This is a genomic window from Cellulomonas sp. B6 (genome assembly GCF_001462455.1).
Taxonomy (GTDB): domain Bacteria; phylum Actinomycetota; class Actinomycetes; order Actinomycetales; family Cellulomonadaceae; genus Cellulomonas.
Genome location: NZ_LNTD01000081.1, coordinates 26800 through 40332 on the forward strand (window position 1 = coordinate 26800; position 13533 = coordinate 40332).

A 13533-nucleotide genomic window follows, 5' to 3' on the forward strand; every position below is an offset into this window, starting at 1 on the left:
GGTTCTGCACCGAGGGGCGTCGTCATCCGAGGACGACGTCGAGCGCGGCACCGCCGTCGTCCGGGTCGCCCAGCAGCGCCTCGAGCGCACCACGGACCGCCCACCTGCCGCACGCCCAGGCCAGGCCCGCGGCGAGGCCGGCCACGTGCACCGCGTGCACCCGGCCCGCGTCGTCGACCCACCACTCGACCGGGACCCCGCCGACCAGCAGGTCGTCGTGCCGCCACCACTGCTCCGGCGCCCCCGGGAGCAGCGCCGGCACGACCTCCGGGACGTCCTCGACCTCGCCCTCGCCGGCCACCTCGCCACCCGCCTCGGCCGACGCGAGCGGCAGGTCCAGCAGGTCCGCCACCGCCGCGGCGGCGGACCGCGTGCCGTCCGCGTGCCCTCCCGGCGGCACCGGGACCACGGGGACCTCGTCGGACGCCCGCTGCCACCACCGCGGGTCGTCGGCCACGACCGCGTCGTCGACCACGTGCGCGACCCCCGGCGCCGTGAGCGCCACGACGACGCCCGGAGGCTCGTCCGGCGCGGCGCCCGCCGCCCACGCCCGCCACAGACCGGCCGCGACGTCCAGCGGCACCGCCGTCCCCGCCGGGCCGAGCCGGTCCAGCACCGCCGACCAGCCCGCCGAGGTCGTCTCGGCCAGCGACCCCACGCCGCCGAGCGCACGCAGCACCGCGTCGTCCAGGCCCCGCAGCGTCTCGGGCGCCGGAGGGACCAGCGCCGCAGGGACGTCGGGCGCGTCGGGCAGCGCGAACACCTCGGGCACGGACAGCACGCCACGCTCGCGCAGCCACCAGGCCGTGTACGACGGGGCCTGCGCGGTCGCACCCTCGCCCCGCACGGGCGTCACGAGCGCGGCGCGCAGCGCGGGCGTGCGCGCGACGTGCGCGAGCAGCGTGTCCCAGCGGTCGTCGGCCACCGCGTCGAGGTCCGCGACCGCGGCGACGTCGCCGCAGTACGTGCCCGCCCCCAGCAGCGCCGCCAGGTGGTCCACGTACGCGTCCCAGCCGTCCAGCGACGCCGCGGCCAGCGCCGCGGGGTCGTCCCCGTCCTCGTCCGGGGCCGCGCCGGCCACCACGTCGCGCACGGTCGTCACGACGAGGTCGCCACGCACCCCCACGGCTGTCAGCACGTCGCGCCCCCACCGCTCGACGGCGCCCACGGCGACCGGCGCCAGCACCCGGTCGTCCAGCAGGTCCGCCGCCGGACCGCCCGGCAGCACGAGCCCGTGCGCGGGCGCGGCGTCGCCGTCGGCGGCCGTGAGCGTCAGCAGCCCCAGCCAGCCGGCCGCGTCGGGCGGCACGTCACCCGCACGCGCGACGACGTCGAGCACGGCCGCCGTGACCCGCTCGGCGTGGGCCAGGTCGTCGTCGTCGGCCTGGCCCAGCACCGCCGCACGCAGCACGGGGTGCGTCAGCAGCCCGGAGGCGTCGAGGTGCTGCGCACCCAGCCGCAGCAGCAGCGGCCGCGCGGCCCCCGGGTCCACGACGCGCAGCCCCCACTCCCCCAGCGCGTCGAGCGTCGTCAGGGGCAGGGTCGCCACGTCGTCCGCGAGCACGACGGTACCGCGCGGCCCGCGCACCACGCGCCCGTCGGACAACGGGACGGGCAGCGCCGCGAGCCCCTCCCGGGCCGACGCGTCGTGCGCGGCGGCGTCGAGCGCGTCGTACAGCGCGGCCCAGTCCACCGCGGCGCCGGTCGGCAGCTCGTCGACGACCTCGGCGAGCGTGCGCTCCTCGACGCCCAGCGCGCGCGCCGCCGCGGCCGCCGCCGGCCCGAGCGGCAGCCGCACCAGCCCCGCCACCAGCAGCCCGAGCGCCGCGACCGCGGGACCGTCCGGGAGGTCGCGCACGGTCGTCGCCCGCATCGGGGCGACGAGCGGGTCGTCGGGGTCGGCCGGCACCAGCAGCGGCGTCCGGGTCAGTGCGGCGATCACGCGCTCGCGCAGCGCCGCGTCCAGCGCACCCGCCGCCAGGCCCGTGGGCACCAGCGAGGTCGGGTCGTCACCGCGGGCCGCGACGCGACCCGCCAGGTCCGCGTACGCCTGGGCCGCGTCGTCGAGCACCGCGTCGGTCAGCGCACCAGGTGTCACGTGGCGGCGCGAGGGGTCGAGCGGGAGCGTCGCGACCAGCAGCGCGGGCAACGAGCAGGGCTCGTCGGTCGGCGTCGGGGCGTGCACGGCACCGGGCACGCGGGCGTCGTCACGCGGCAGCGCCCACGTGACCCGCCAGCCGCGGGCCGAGCGCTCCTCGACCGGTCGGTCCGCGACGAGCGCGAGCGGCAGCTCGCCCTCGGCCGTCAGGACGTCCCACCGTGAGCCCACGTCGGCGATGCGGCGCGGTGCGGCGTCCTCGACCTCGACGACCACCTCGACGAGGCCGGGCAGCGCGAGCAGCAGCACGTCGTCCACCGCGTCGAGCAGCGTGCGGACCTCGTGGTGCGCGACCTCGTCGCGCAGCGTCAGGACGACGGCCGTGTCGTACCCCGCCGGCGGCCGACCCTCGGTCGGCCACGGCAGCCGCAGCGCGGGCAGCGAGCCGTCGCGCCGACGCACCTCGTCGACCAGCCGGGGGCGCCCCTCGGCCGCCTCGTGCGCCGCGGCGGCCTCGAGCTCACCGCGCGTGTCCGCGAGGGAGAAGCGCACGGCGCCCGTCGTCGAGCAGACCGTGACCTCGTCGGCCACCGCGCGCACGGCCGCGAACCCGACGCCGAAGCGTCCGACCTCGCTCGTGCCCGCGTCCCGCTTGGCGGACGCGCGCAGCGACGCGAGCGACGCCACGCCCGCGGCGTCGAGCGGTGCGCCCGTGTTGGCGGCCACGAGCACCGGGCGGCCGTCCTCGCCGTGCGCGAGGCGCAGCAGCAGCCGGCCGGGCGCACCCGCCCGCGTCGCCGCGTCGGCCGCGTTCTGCGCGAGCTCGACGACGACGCGGTCGCGGTAGTACCCGCGGGCGTGGTCCTCCTCGCCGTTGGCGTCCTCGCGCAGCCGCGCGGGTGACGCCCGCCACGCCTCCAGCACCGCGCCGCGCAGCGCGGCCGTGCCGAAGACGTCGGCGGTCACGACCCGTCGGAGGTGCGCTCGGCGTCGGTGTCCGACGCGGAGGCGTCGGTCGTGGGCTCCGTGTCGGCGACCGGCTCCGCGTCGGCGACCGGCTCCACGTCGGCGGCGGGCTCCATGTCGGCGACCGGCTCCGCCGGGGCGGCGGGCTCGACCTCGGCAGCGGGCGCCGGCTCGGCAGCGGGATCGCCCTGCGTCGCCGGCTCCTCGCGCTCGACCACGACCAGCGCGTTCTCGTCGATCAGCGGGTCCGGCGCCGGCCAGTCGGTGGGCACGGCCTCGACGTCGGTCTCGGAGTGCGCGCCGCAGCCGTGGTCGAGGCTGACGACCTTGCCGTCGTCGGGCGACCACTCGTTGGCGCACACGCCGAACAGCGTGCCGAGCGAGCCCTGCAGCGGGACGAGGAACCCGCACGTCGTGCACGCGGCGCTCGACGCGACGGCACCCGGGGCGGTCGGTCCGCGCGAGCCGCGGTACCAGCGCTCGGCGGCCTCGGCCCGGCCCTGCGGCGAGAGCACGCGGACCCGCGCGAGCGCGAGCTCGTCGATCGCGACCTCGTCGACCTCGGGGTCGCCGGTCGGCGTGAAGCCGGGCTCGAGCCGCGGGTCGTCGGGGCGGAAGGGCAGCACGTCGCCGGGGCCGATGTCGCCCGGACGCAGGCGCTCCGACCACGGGACCCACGTCCGGGCCAGGACGGCGTCCTCGCCCGGCAGCAGCTCGGCCTCGCACACGGTCGCGGTGCGGCCGCGCGGCACGCGCGCGACCGTGACCGTCCAGGCCCAGCCGCGGTACCCGCGCGCGGTGCACACGAACCGGTGCGACACGAGGCGCTCGGCCTCGCGCACGGCACCGAGGTACTCGCCGACGTGCTCGGGCTCCTGCGCGATCTCGACCGCGACCTCGCGCGCGAGGTCCACGGCCCGCTCGAGGACGGCGTCCTTGACGGCTGCCACGTCAGGCCTCGAGCTTGTCCGCGACGGCCCGCAGGAGCGTCGCGTACTGGGTCGCGCGCTGCCCCTCCGGGTAGCGGCCGCGGCGCAGGTCGTTGCCGACCTTGTCGAGGACCTTGATGAGGTCCTCGACGACGACCGCCATCTCGTCGGCGGGCGCGCGCTTGGCCTTGACGACGGACGGGACCGGGTCGAGGAACGTCACGGACAGGGCCTGCGGGCCGCGGCGCCCGTCGGCCACGCCGAACTCGACCTTGGTGCCGGGCTTGGGCGCCGTGACGCCTGCGGGCAGCGCGGACGCGTGCAGGAAGACCTCGCCGCCGTCGTCGTCGGCGATGAAGCCGAAGCCACGCTCGGTGTCGAACCACTTGACCTTGCCGGTGGGCACTGCCGCTCCTCTTGCGCCGGGCACGTCCCCGGGGCATTCCGAGGACCACCGTCCAGGTTACCGGGCCGTGCACGTCGTTTCGCGTCCGTCCGCCCCGGCGCGCGCCCGTGGCGGCGGCGGTGTGGACTGCTGGGCGTGGACGACGCACGCGCACGGGCCCTGCTGGCGGAGCTGCGCGCCGACGCGCTCGCGCGCCTCGCGGCGCTCGGCGAGGCGCACGGCGACGTCGTCGACGCGGCCCGCGGCGCGAACGTCGACGACGAGCACGACCCCGAGGGCGCGACGATCGCGTTCGAGCGCGCGCAGCTCGAGGCGCTCGCGGCCGACGCCCGGCGCCGGCTCGAGGAGGTCGACGCGGCGCTCGCGCGGCTCGCCGCGGGCACGTACGGGCGGTGCGCCGTGGGCGGGGAGCCGATCGACGACGCGCGGCTGGCGGCACGCCCGACGGCCGCCACGTGCGTCGCGCACGCGTGAGGCGGCGGGCGCGTCCCGTGCGACGCGTCGTGCGGGTCAGCCCTCCGCGAGCCGGTCCAGCGCCAGCGCCGCGAGCACGGCCGCGCCGCTGACGAGGGCCTCGTCGGCGAACCGCGCGCGCGGCGAGTGGTTGTACGCGGCCGTCGCGGGGTCCTGCCCGGGCGGCGTGGCGCCGACGAACACGAACGCGCCCGGCACCTCCCGCAGCACGTAGGAGAAGTCCTCGGCGCCCGGCACGGGGTCGCGCGCGTCGACCCAGCCGGACTCGCCGAGCATCTGCTGCGTCAGACGCCGCGCACGGTCGACCTCGGGCGCGTGGTTGACCGTGACGGGGTACCCGCGCCGGTAGTCGACGGTCGCCGTCATGCCGTGCGCGGCCGCGACGTGCTCGACGACGCGCGCGAGCCGCTCGGGCACGGCCGCGTGCGTGGCCTCGCTGAACGTGCGGACGGTCGCGTCGAGGTGGGCGTCGTCCGGGATGATGTTGTCCTTCGTCCCCGCGGCGATCCGCCCGACCGTGACGACGACCGGGTCGAAGACGTCGAACTGCCGGGTCACCATCGCCTGCAGCGCGAGGACGACCTCGGCCGCGACGGGCACGGGGTCCGCGGCCAGGTACGGCTTCGAGCCGTGGCCGCCGCGCCCGTGCACGGTGACGCGCACGGTGTCGGACGCGGCCATGAACGTGCCCGGCCGGCACGCCACGACGCCCGTGGGGATGCCCGCGGACATGACGTGCACGCCGTACGCGGCGACCGCGCGCTCGCCCGACGCGTCGAGCACGCCCTCCTCGATCATGAGGCGCGCGCCGTGGTGACCCTCCTCGCCCGGCTGGAACATCAGCACGACGTTCCCGGCGATCCGCTCGCGGCGCGCGGCCAGCAGCCGGGCCGCCCCCACGAGCCCGGCCACGTGCAGGTCGTGGCCGCACGCGTGCATGACGCCCGCGTGCTGCGACGTGAACTCCTCACCGGTGTCCTCGGTGACCGGCAGCCCGTCCATGTCGCCGCGCAGCAGCACGGTGGGGCCGGGGCGGGCGCCGCGCAGCACGGCCGTCACCGACGTCAACGCACGACCCGTCGTGACCTCGAGGTCGAGGTCCGCGAGCGCGTCGAGCACCAGGCGCTGGGTCACCGGCAGGTCGAGCCCCGTCTCGGGGACGCGGTGCAGCGCGTGCCGCAGCGCGGCGGTGCGCGGCAGCTCGCGGGCCGCCTCGTCCCTCAGCTCGGTCAGCGTCCCCTGGTCCAGGCCCATGCGGGCCACCCTGCCACAGGGCGTCGGGGGCGCCCAGGCGCCCGCACCGGGGCGCCCGTCCCGCGCGACGCGCCGAGGGCGGAACGTATCGTGGTGCGGATGGCCACGTTCACCGGGTACCTGCGCGCACGCAGCGACGACGAGCTCGTCGCGCTGCTCGTGCGCCGCCCCGACCTGGCCACGCCCCACCCCGCGACGCTCGCGTCGCTGGCGGCGCGGGCGACGAGCCGATCGAGCCTCGACCGTGCGCTGACCTGGGTCGACGCGTTGGTCCTGCAGGTGGTGGATGCCGCGGTCGTGCTCGCGGACGAGGGCGCGGCCCCGACGCGTGAGGCACTCCTCGCGGCCGTGGGCGCGGACGACGCCGACGGTGCACGGGACGTCGACCGCGCGGTCGACGACGCGGTCGCGCTCGCGCTGCTGTGGCCGGACGACGACGGCACGCTGCACGCCGCACCGGGCCTCGCCGACGCGCTCGGCCCGTCCGCGGCCGGTCTGGCACCCCCCGCGACGCACGAGGCCGACGAGCCCGACGACCCCGCCGCGCTGCTGAAGGACGCACCACCGGGCGCCGCGCAGGTGCTCGACGCGCTGACGTGGGGCCCGCCGGTGGGGCTCCTGCCACCCACGGGCACCCCGGCGGGCGACGCGGTCGCGTGGCTCGTGAGGCACGGCCTGCTGGTGCGCGGCGACGGCCGGCACGTCGTGCTGCCCCGCACCGTGGCCCTCGCGCTGCGCGGCGGTCGCACGCACCGGGCCCCGGCGCTGCAGCCCACGGCGGCGGGGGCACCCGTGCGTGACCCGCGCACGGTCGCCGCGGAGTCCGCCGCGGCCGCCGAGCGCACCGTGCGGCTGGTCCGGCAGCTCGTGGCCCGCTGGGAGCAGCAGCCGCCGAGCGTGCTGCGCGCGGGCGGCCTGGGAGCCCGCGACCTGCGGCGCACGGCGCAGGCGCTCGACGTCGACGACGCGCACGCGGCCTGGCTGGTGGAGTCCGCGGCGTCGGCCGGGCTGCTCGCGGACGACCGCGAGGAGGCGCCGACGTTCGTGCCGACGCTCGAGGCGGACGTGTGGCTCGCGCAGGACGTGCCGCAGCGCTGGGCCGTGCTGGCCCGCGCGTGGCTCGCCTCGACGCGCACGCCGTGGCTGGTCGGTGCGCGCGACGAGCGCGGGGCGCTGCGCGCGGCACTCGACCCCGAGCTGACGCGCCCGTGGGTGCCCCGGCTGCGCCGTGCCGTGCTCGAGGTGCTCGCCGCGGCGCCCGTCGGGGCCGCGCCGACCGGGGACGACGTGCACGACGCGCTGCGCTGGCGCTCGCCGCGGTCGGTGCCGCCGCGGGCCGCGGTCGACGCCGTGCTGGCCGACGCCGAGCGCCTGGGCGTGCTCGGTGCCGGTGCGCTGTCGTCCGCGGGGCGTGCGCTGCTGGCCGAGGCGTCCGGACGGCCGGACCTCGGCACGCCCGCGCACGGTCCGGTGGCCGACGCCGCGGCCGCGCTCGGCGCCGACCTGCCCGCACCGGTCGAGGAGATCCTGCTGCAGGGCGACCTCACCGGCGTCGTGCCCGGGCGGCCGTCCGAGCAGCTCGAGGAGCTGCTGGACCTGGCCGCGCAGGTCGAGTCCCGCGGCGGCGCGGTCACCGTGCGGTTCACGGCGGACTCGGTGCTGCGCGCCCTGGACTCGGGGCTGCCCGCCGACGACCTGCTGGCGCGGCTGTCGACCGCCGGGCGGGGGCGCGTGCCGCAGCCGCTGGAGTACCTGGTGCGGGACGTCGCCCGCCGGCACGGGCGCGTCCGGGCGGGCGCCGCGTCGTCGTACGTGCGGGCCGACGACCCGGCGCTGCTGGCCGGCCTGGTGGAGGACCCGCGGCTCGCGGCGCTGCGTCCGCGGCTGCTCGCACCGACCGTGCTGGTGGCCGACGCGTCGCCCGCCGAGCTGCTCGACGCGCTGCGGGCCCGCGGCCTGGCCCCGGTCGCGGAGGACGCCAGCGGCACGGTCGTGCACGCCGTCGCCCCCGAGCGGCGTGTGCGGGCCCGCCCCCGGCGCACCGACCCCGTGCACGAGCGGCCGCTGCCGGACCGGGCGGCCCGCGTCGTCGCGACGCTGCGCCGGGCGTCGTCGGACGCGGGGTCCGACGCGCCCGCGAGCGCCGGGTCGGACGCGGCGTCGTCGCCCGCACCGGGCGCGGGCCGCGGGGCGGACGCGGACGGGGCGTCGGACGTCGACGGCACCGGGGCGGGCACCGTCGCCGACCGGGTGCGGGCCGTGGGCGCCCGCCGACCCGCACCGGGCGGGCGCTCGCGCCCGGCGCCCGCGGGCGCCGCGGCGGCCCCGGCGACCGGCGTCGCGGGAACACCCGAGCCCGGCGACGTGTTGGTGGTGCTGCGCGAGGCGGCGCAGTCCCGTGCGGAGGTCTGGGTGGACCTGGTCGGCCCCGACGGCCGACCCGACCGCCGCCTGCTGCGTCCGCTGCGCGTCGAGGGCGGCCGGCTGCGCGCGCTCGACCCGCGCCGCGAGGCCGAGCTGACCGTCGCCGTCCACCGCATCGCCGACGCCACCCTCGCGGACCCCACGACCCCGTGAGCCCGGCACCCGCACCCCTGAGGTGCGGCGCCCCGGGCCCGCGACCCGACCACAGGAGAGCCGAGTGCCCGACGGACCGCTGATCGTCCAGAGCGACAAGACCCTGCTGCTCGAGGTCGACCACGACCAGGCCGCCGCGTGCCGGCGCGCCATCGCCCCGTTCGCGGAGCTCGAGCGCGCGCCCGAGCACGTGCACACCTACCGCCTGACCGCCCTGGGGCTGTGGAACGCGCGCGCCGCGGGACACGACGCCGAGCAGGTCGTCGACACGCTGCTCGAGTACAGCCGGTACCCCGTGCCGCACGCGCTGCTCGTCGACGTCGCCGAGACGATGTCGCGCTACGGGCGCCTGCAGCTGGTCCAGCACCCCGTGCACGGGCTGGTGCTGCACGCGCTCGACCCGGCCGTGCTCGCCGAGGTGACGCGTTCCAAGCGCACCGCGGGCCTGCTGGGCGCGCGCGTCGACGACACGGACGTCGTCGTGCACCCCTCGGAGCGCGGGCACCTCAAGCAGGTGCTCGTGAAGCTCGGCTGGCCCGCCGAGGACCTCGCCGGGTACGTCGACGGCGAGGCGCACCCCATCGAGCTCGCGCAGGACGGCTGGTCGCTGCGGCCGTACCAGGAGCAGGCCGTCGAGGGCTTCTGGCACGGCGGCTCGGGCGTCGTGGTGCTGCCGTGCGGCGCCGGCAAGACGCTCGTCGGCGCGGGCGCCATGGCGAGGAGCTCGACGACCACGCTGATCCTCGTGACCAACACGGTCTCGGCGCGGCAGTGGCGCGACGAGCTCGTCAAGCGCACGACGCTGACCGAGGACGAGATCGGCGAGTACTCGGGGACCCGCAAGGAGATCCGGCCCGTCACGATCGCGACCTACCAGGTGCTGACGACCAAGCGGAAGGGCGTGTACTCGCACCTCGAGCTGCTCGACGCACGCGACTGGGGCCTGGTCGTGTACGACGAGGTGCACCTGCTGCCCGCGCCGATCTTCCGCATAACCGCCGACCTGCAGGCGCGCCGCCGCCTCGGGCTGACCGCGACGCTCGTGCGCGAGGACGGCCGCGAGGACGAGGTGTTCTCGCTCATCGGGCCCAAGCGGTTCGACGCGCCGTGGAAGGACATCGAGGCGCAGGGCTACATCGCCCCGGCCGAGTGCGTCGAGGTGCGCCTCACGCTGCCCGACCACGAGCGCATGACGTACGCGACGGCCGAGCCCGAGGAGCGGTACCGCCTCGCGGCGACCGCGTCGGGCAAGAACGGCGTGGTCGACGCGCTCGTCGCCAAGCACGCGGGCGAGCAGACCCTCGTGATCGGGCAGTACCTCGACCAGCTGCACGAGCTCGCCGAGCACATCGGCGCCGACCTCATCACCGGGGAGACGCCCGTGCGCGAGCGTCAGCGGCTCTTCGACGCGTTCCGCTCGGGAGAGATCACGAAGCTCGTGGTGTCGAAGGTCGCGAACTTCTCGATCGACCTGCCCGAGGCCTCGGTGGCGATCCAGGTGTCGGGGTCGTTCGGCTCGCGGCAGGAGGAGGCACAGCGCCTGGGCCGGATCATGCGCCCCAAGGCCGACGGCAAGACCGCGCACTTCTACACGGTCGTCGCACGCGACACGGTCGACCAGGACTTCGCGGCGCACCGCCAGCGGTTCCTGGCGGAGCAGGGGTACGCCTACACGATCGTCGACGCGGAGGACCTCGGGGACCTGGGGGTCGCCCGGTGACGGAGGCCGCTCCGCCCGCGCTCCCGGCCGGGTGGCACGCCCACGCGCCCGGGCCCGACGACGTGGCCGACCTGGACGCGCTGCGGGCGCGGCACGAGGTCGCCGCGCGCGGCGCACGGTCCGCGAGCGCGGACGCGACGCTCGCGGAGGTCGCGGGCGACGGGGCGCCCACGCGCACGCACGTGCTGGTGCGCGACGCCGCCGGTGCGGCGCGCGGCTGGGCGACGGCGCACGACCGCGCCGCCGGGCGCGTCCTCGTGGCGGTCGTGGTCGACCCCGCGCTGGACGACCCGACGGGCGACGCCCTGGCCGCGGAGCTGTTCGCGTGGGCCGAGCGCGCCGGCGTCGCGCTGGCCCGGTCCCGCGGGCTCGCGCGCACGCAGCTCGACAGCGGCGCGTTCGACGCGGACGCGCGGCAGCAGCGGTGGCTCGCCGCCGCGGGTTACGCGCGCGTGCGCACGTGGTGGCAGATGCGCCGCCCCGTCGGCGACGACGACCGGGGGCTGCGACCGACCGGTCCTGGCGTGCGCGTGCGGCGGCTGGAGCGCGGTGCGGACGGGATGCCCGACGCGCGCGACCTCGTCGCGGCGCACGCGCTGCTGGAGGAGGCGTTCGTCGACCACTTCAACCACCACGAGGAGACGTTCGACGAGTTCCTCGCACGGCTGCGGGCCGACCCCGGGCACCGGTGGGACCATTGGTGGCTCGCCGAGCTCGTCGACGGTGCGGAGCCCGAGCCGGTCGGCGTGCTCGTCGCCGCGGAGGTCACCGCCGACGACGGCCGCGCGACGGGCAGCTACGTCGAGTACCTCGGGGTGCGGCAGTCCGCGCGCGGGCGGGGCGTCGCGCGGTCGCTGGTCGACGCGGTCGTGACGGACGCCGCGGAGCGCGGTCGCGGCCACGTCGGGCTCGAGGTCGACGCGGACTCCCCCACGGGCGCGGCCGACCTGTACGTGTCCCTCGGCTTCGCGACGCGCTACGTGACGCAGTCCTGGCACCGGTACGTCGACGTCCGCTGACGCCCGGCCGGCCCCGACCTGACCCGGCCCGTGCCCCACGCCCGTCGACGGACAGCGTCACGGTCCGACGGACAGCGGCACGCACGTGTCCGTCGGACCGTCGGGGTGTCCGTCGGCGGTGAGGGCGCTCTGCGCGGAGGCACGAGGTGCACCGCGACAGGAACCGGGAGAGGGCCGGACGCGTTGCCACGGGTGCCGACCCGAGAAAGGATCGTCGCGTGCGTCTGGCTCGTCGTGCCCTCGTCCCCGCCGCCGCCCTGGGGGTGGGGGCGGTGCTCGCGGTCGCCCTGGCCGCCCCCGCGGCGGCTGAGCCGCCGTTCGCGTTCCGGTCGACGGTCGTCGACCGGGCCGGTGCGCTGTCCGACGTGCCACGGGTGCAGGAGGCGGTCGACCGGGTCGGTGAGGACACGCCGTACCGGCTGACGGTCGTGTACGTGGACTCGTTCGACGGGCAGTCCGCCGAGGCGTGGGTGTCGGACGCGGCCGAGCTGTCGGGGCTGGGCTCGAGCGACGCCGTGCTGGCCGTGGCCGTGCAGGACCGCGACTTCACGCTCGCGCCGACGTCGCTCGGGACGATCACGTCGTCGCAGCTCGACCGGGTCGCGGCGGACGTGCGCTCCGAGCTGGGGAGCGACGACTGGGACGGCGCCGCGGTGACCGCCGCGGACGGGATCGTCGACGCCGCGGGCGGCGGGTCGGGCGGCGGTGCGCCGGGCGGCTCGTCGGCCGGTGGCTTCGCCGTCGTCCTGCTGCTGGGCCTCGCGGTCATCGGCGGCGTCCTGCTCTTCAGCGTCCTGCGCCACCGCCGGCAGCCCGCGGGCGTGCTGCGCGACTCGGCGGGGGCGACACGGGCCGCGGGCGCGGTCGACGAGCTCGCGGGGGTCCCGACGCCCGAGCTCGACCGGCGGTCCGCGTCGGCGCTCGTCGCGCTCGACGACGCGCTGCGCTCGTCGGAGGAGGAGCTGGGCTTCGCGCAGGCGCAGTTCGGCCCCGACAGCACGCGCGACTTCGAGGCCGTGCTCGCGCAGGGCAAGCAGCAGCTCACCGAGGCGTTCCGCCTGCGTCAGACGCTCGACGACGACGTGCCCGACACCGACGAGCAGGTGCGTGCGACGTCCGCGCAGATCCTGCGCCTGTGCGCGCAGGTCGAGCAGCACCTCGACGAGCAGAAGGACGCCTTCGACCGGCTCCGGGCGATCGAGGCCCGGGTCGACGACGCGCTCGACGCGCACGAGCGCGAGCAGCAGCGGCTGCGCGCGCGGGTCGAACCGGCGCGCACCGCCGTGGCGGCCCTCGCGCAGCGGTACTCGCCCGACACGCTGGGCTCGGTCGCGGCGAACCCCGACCAGGCGGACCGCCTGCTGGGCGACGCCGGGACGGCCCTCGCCCAGGGCCGGGACCGGTCGGCGGCCGGCGACAAGGGCGCCGCGGTCGGCTTCGCGCGCGCGGCCGAGGAGGCGCTCGGCCAGGCCTCGCGCCTGCTCGACGCGGTGGACTCGGCCGGTGCCGACCTCGCGGCCGCGAACGCGCGGCTCGACGCCGGCATCGCGTCGATCACGTCCGACCTGGCCGACGCGGCGCGCCTCGCGGCGGGCGACCCGGCTGTCGGGCCGCACGTCGCCGAGGCCCGGGCCGCGCTCGAGGAGGCCGGTGGGGCGCGGCAGGGCACGGGCGACCCGCTCGCGGCGCTGCGACGCCTGACCGCGGCCGAGGCCGCGATCGACGCGGCGCTCGCACCGCGCCGCGACGCCGAGGAGCGGAGCCGTCGAGCGGCCGCGCTGCTGGGCGACACGCTCGGCCGCCTCGAGTCGGCGGTGCGCGCGACGACCGACTATGTGAGCACCCGCCGTGGCGCCGTCGGCCCGCAGGCCCGCACGCGGCTCGCCGAGGCGGACCGGCTGCGGCTGCGCGCGCTCGACCAGCGCGCGACCGACCCCGAGGCGGCGCTCGTCACCGCGCAGCACGGCGAGCAGCTCGTGGCCGAGGCGCAGCGCCTCGCGCAGATCGACGTCGAGAACGCGCAGCGGCGTGACGACGACCGGTACCGCGGCTCGGGCGGGGGCGGCAGCGACCTCGGCGGCATGATCCTC

Annotated in this window: 9 protein-coding genes; 5 read left to right on the forward strand and 4 right to left on the reverse strand. The window is 78.0% G+C overall.

Annotated elements, in window-relative coordinates; all coding sequences use genetic code 11:
- Positions 1-22: 22 nt before the first annotated feature.
- Genes ATM99_RS07330 through ATM99_RS07340 form a run of 3 tightly spaced genes read right to left on the reverse strand, consistent with a single transcriptional unit; the run spans position 23 to position 4399 of the window.
- On the reverse strand, positions 23-3064 hold the full coding sequence (locus ATM99_RS07330; RefSeq protein ID WP_062102263.1) for a sacsin N-terminal ATP-binding-like domain-containing protein: 3042 nt from the start codon (positions 3062-3064) through the stop codon (positions 23-25).
- A complete protein-coding gene (locus tag ATM99_RS07335) occupies positions 3061-4014 on the reverse strand; it encodes a DUF3027 domain-containing protein (RefSeq protein WP_062102264.1) in 954 nt (317 codons plus the stop codon). The genes ATM99_RS07330 and ATM99_RS07335 overlap by 4 nt, the downstream gene beginning before the upstream one ends.
- A gap of 1 nt (position 4015) precedes the next feature.
- Entirely contained in the window at positions 4016-4399 is a 384-nt protein-coding gene (locus ATM99_RS07340) for a cold-shock protein (RefSeq protein ID WP_046530162.1), read from the reverse strand.
- 135 nt (positions 4400-4534) lie between these two features.
- Here ATM99_RS07340 and ATM99_RS07345 point away from each other — a divergent pair, with 135 nt between their 5' ends.
- A complete protein-coding gene (locus ATM99_RS07345; protein ID WP_062102265.1) occupies positions 4535-4873 on the forward strand; it encodes a TraR/DksA C4-type zinc finger protein in 339 nt (112 codons plus the stop codon).
- 36 nt (positions 4874-4909) lie between these two features.
- Here ATM99_RS07345 and ATM99_RS07350 read toward each other — a convergent pair whose 3' ends face one another.
- Positions 4910-6127: a M20 family metallopeptidase gene (locus tag ATM99_RS07350; protein ID WP_082659398.1), complete on the reverse strand. Its 1218-nt coding sequence runs from the start codon at positions 6125-6127 to the stop codon at positions 4910-4912.
- Between the two features lie 99 nt (positions 6128-6226).
- Here ATM99_RS07350 and ATM99_RS07355 point away from each other — a divergent pair, with 99 nt between their 5' ends.
- The 4 genes from ATM99_RS07355 to ATM99_RS07370 all read left to right on the forward strand — a co-directional run.
- Positions 6227-8704, forward strand: coding sequence for a helicase-associated domain-containing protein (locus ATM99_RS07355; protein WP_062102266.1), 2478 nt, complete (start codon positions 6227-6229; stop codon positions 8702-8704).
- Between the two features lie 64 nt (positions 8705-8768).
- Entirely contained in the window at positions 8769-10424 is a 1656-nt protein-coding gene (locus ATM99_RS07360) for a DNA repair helicase XPB (RefSeq protein WP_062102267.1), read from the forward strand.
- Entirely contained in the window at positions 10421-11443 is a 1023-nt protein-coding gene (locus ATM99_RS07365; protein WP_062102268.1) for a GNAT family N-acetyltransferase, read from the forward strand. The genes ATM99_RS07360 and ATM99_RS07365 overlap by 4 nt, the downstream gene beginning before the upstream one ends.
- A gap of 218 nt (positions 11444-11661) precedes the next feature.
- On the forward strand, positions 11662-13533 hold a 1872-nt coding region (locus tag ATM99_RS07370; RefSeq protein ID WP_190278796.1), incomplete at its 3' end, for a TPM domain-containing protein.

Coding starts and splice junctions, on each gene's coding strand:
- ATM99_RS07350 (WP_082659398.1), bottom strand. CDS start 6,127: ATGGGCCTGGACCAGGGGACGCTGACCGAGCTGAGGGACGAGGCGGCC.
- ATM99_RS07355 (WP_062102266.1), top strand. CDS start 6,227: ATGGCCACGTTCACCGGGTACCTGCGCGCACGCAGCGACGACGAGCTC.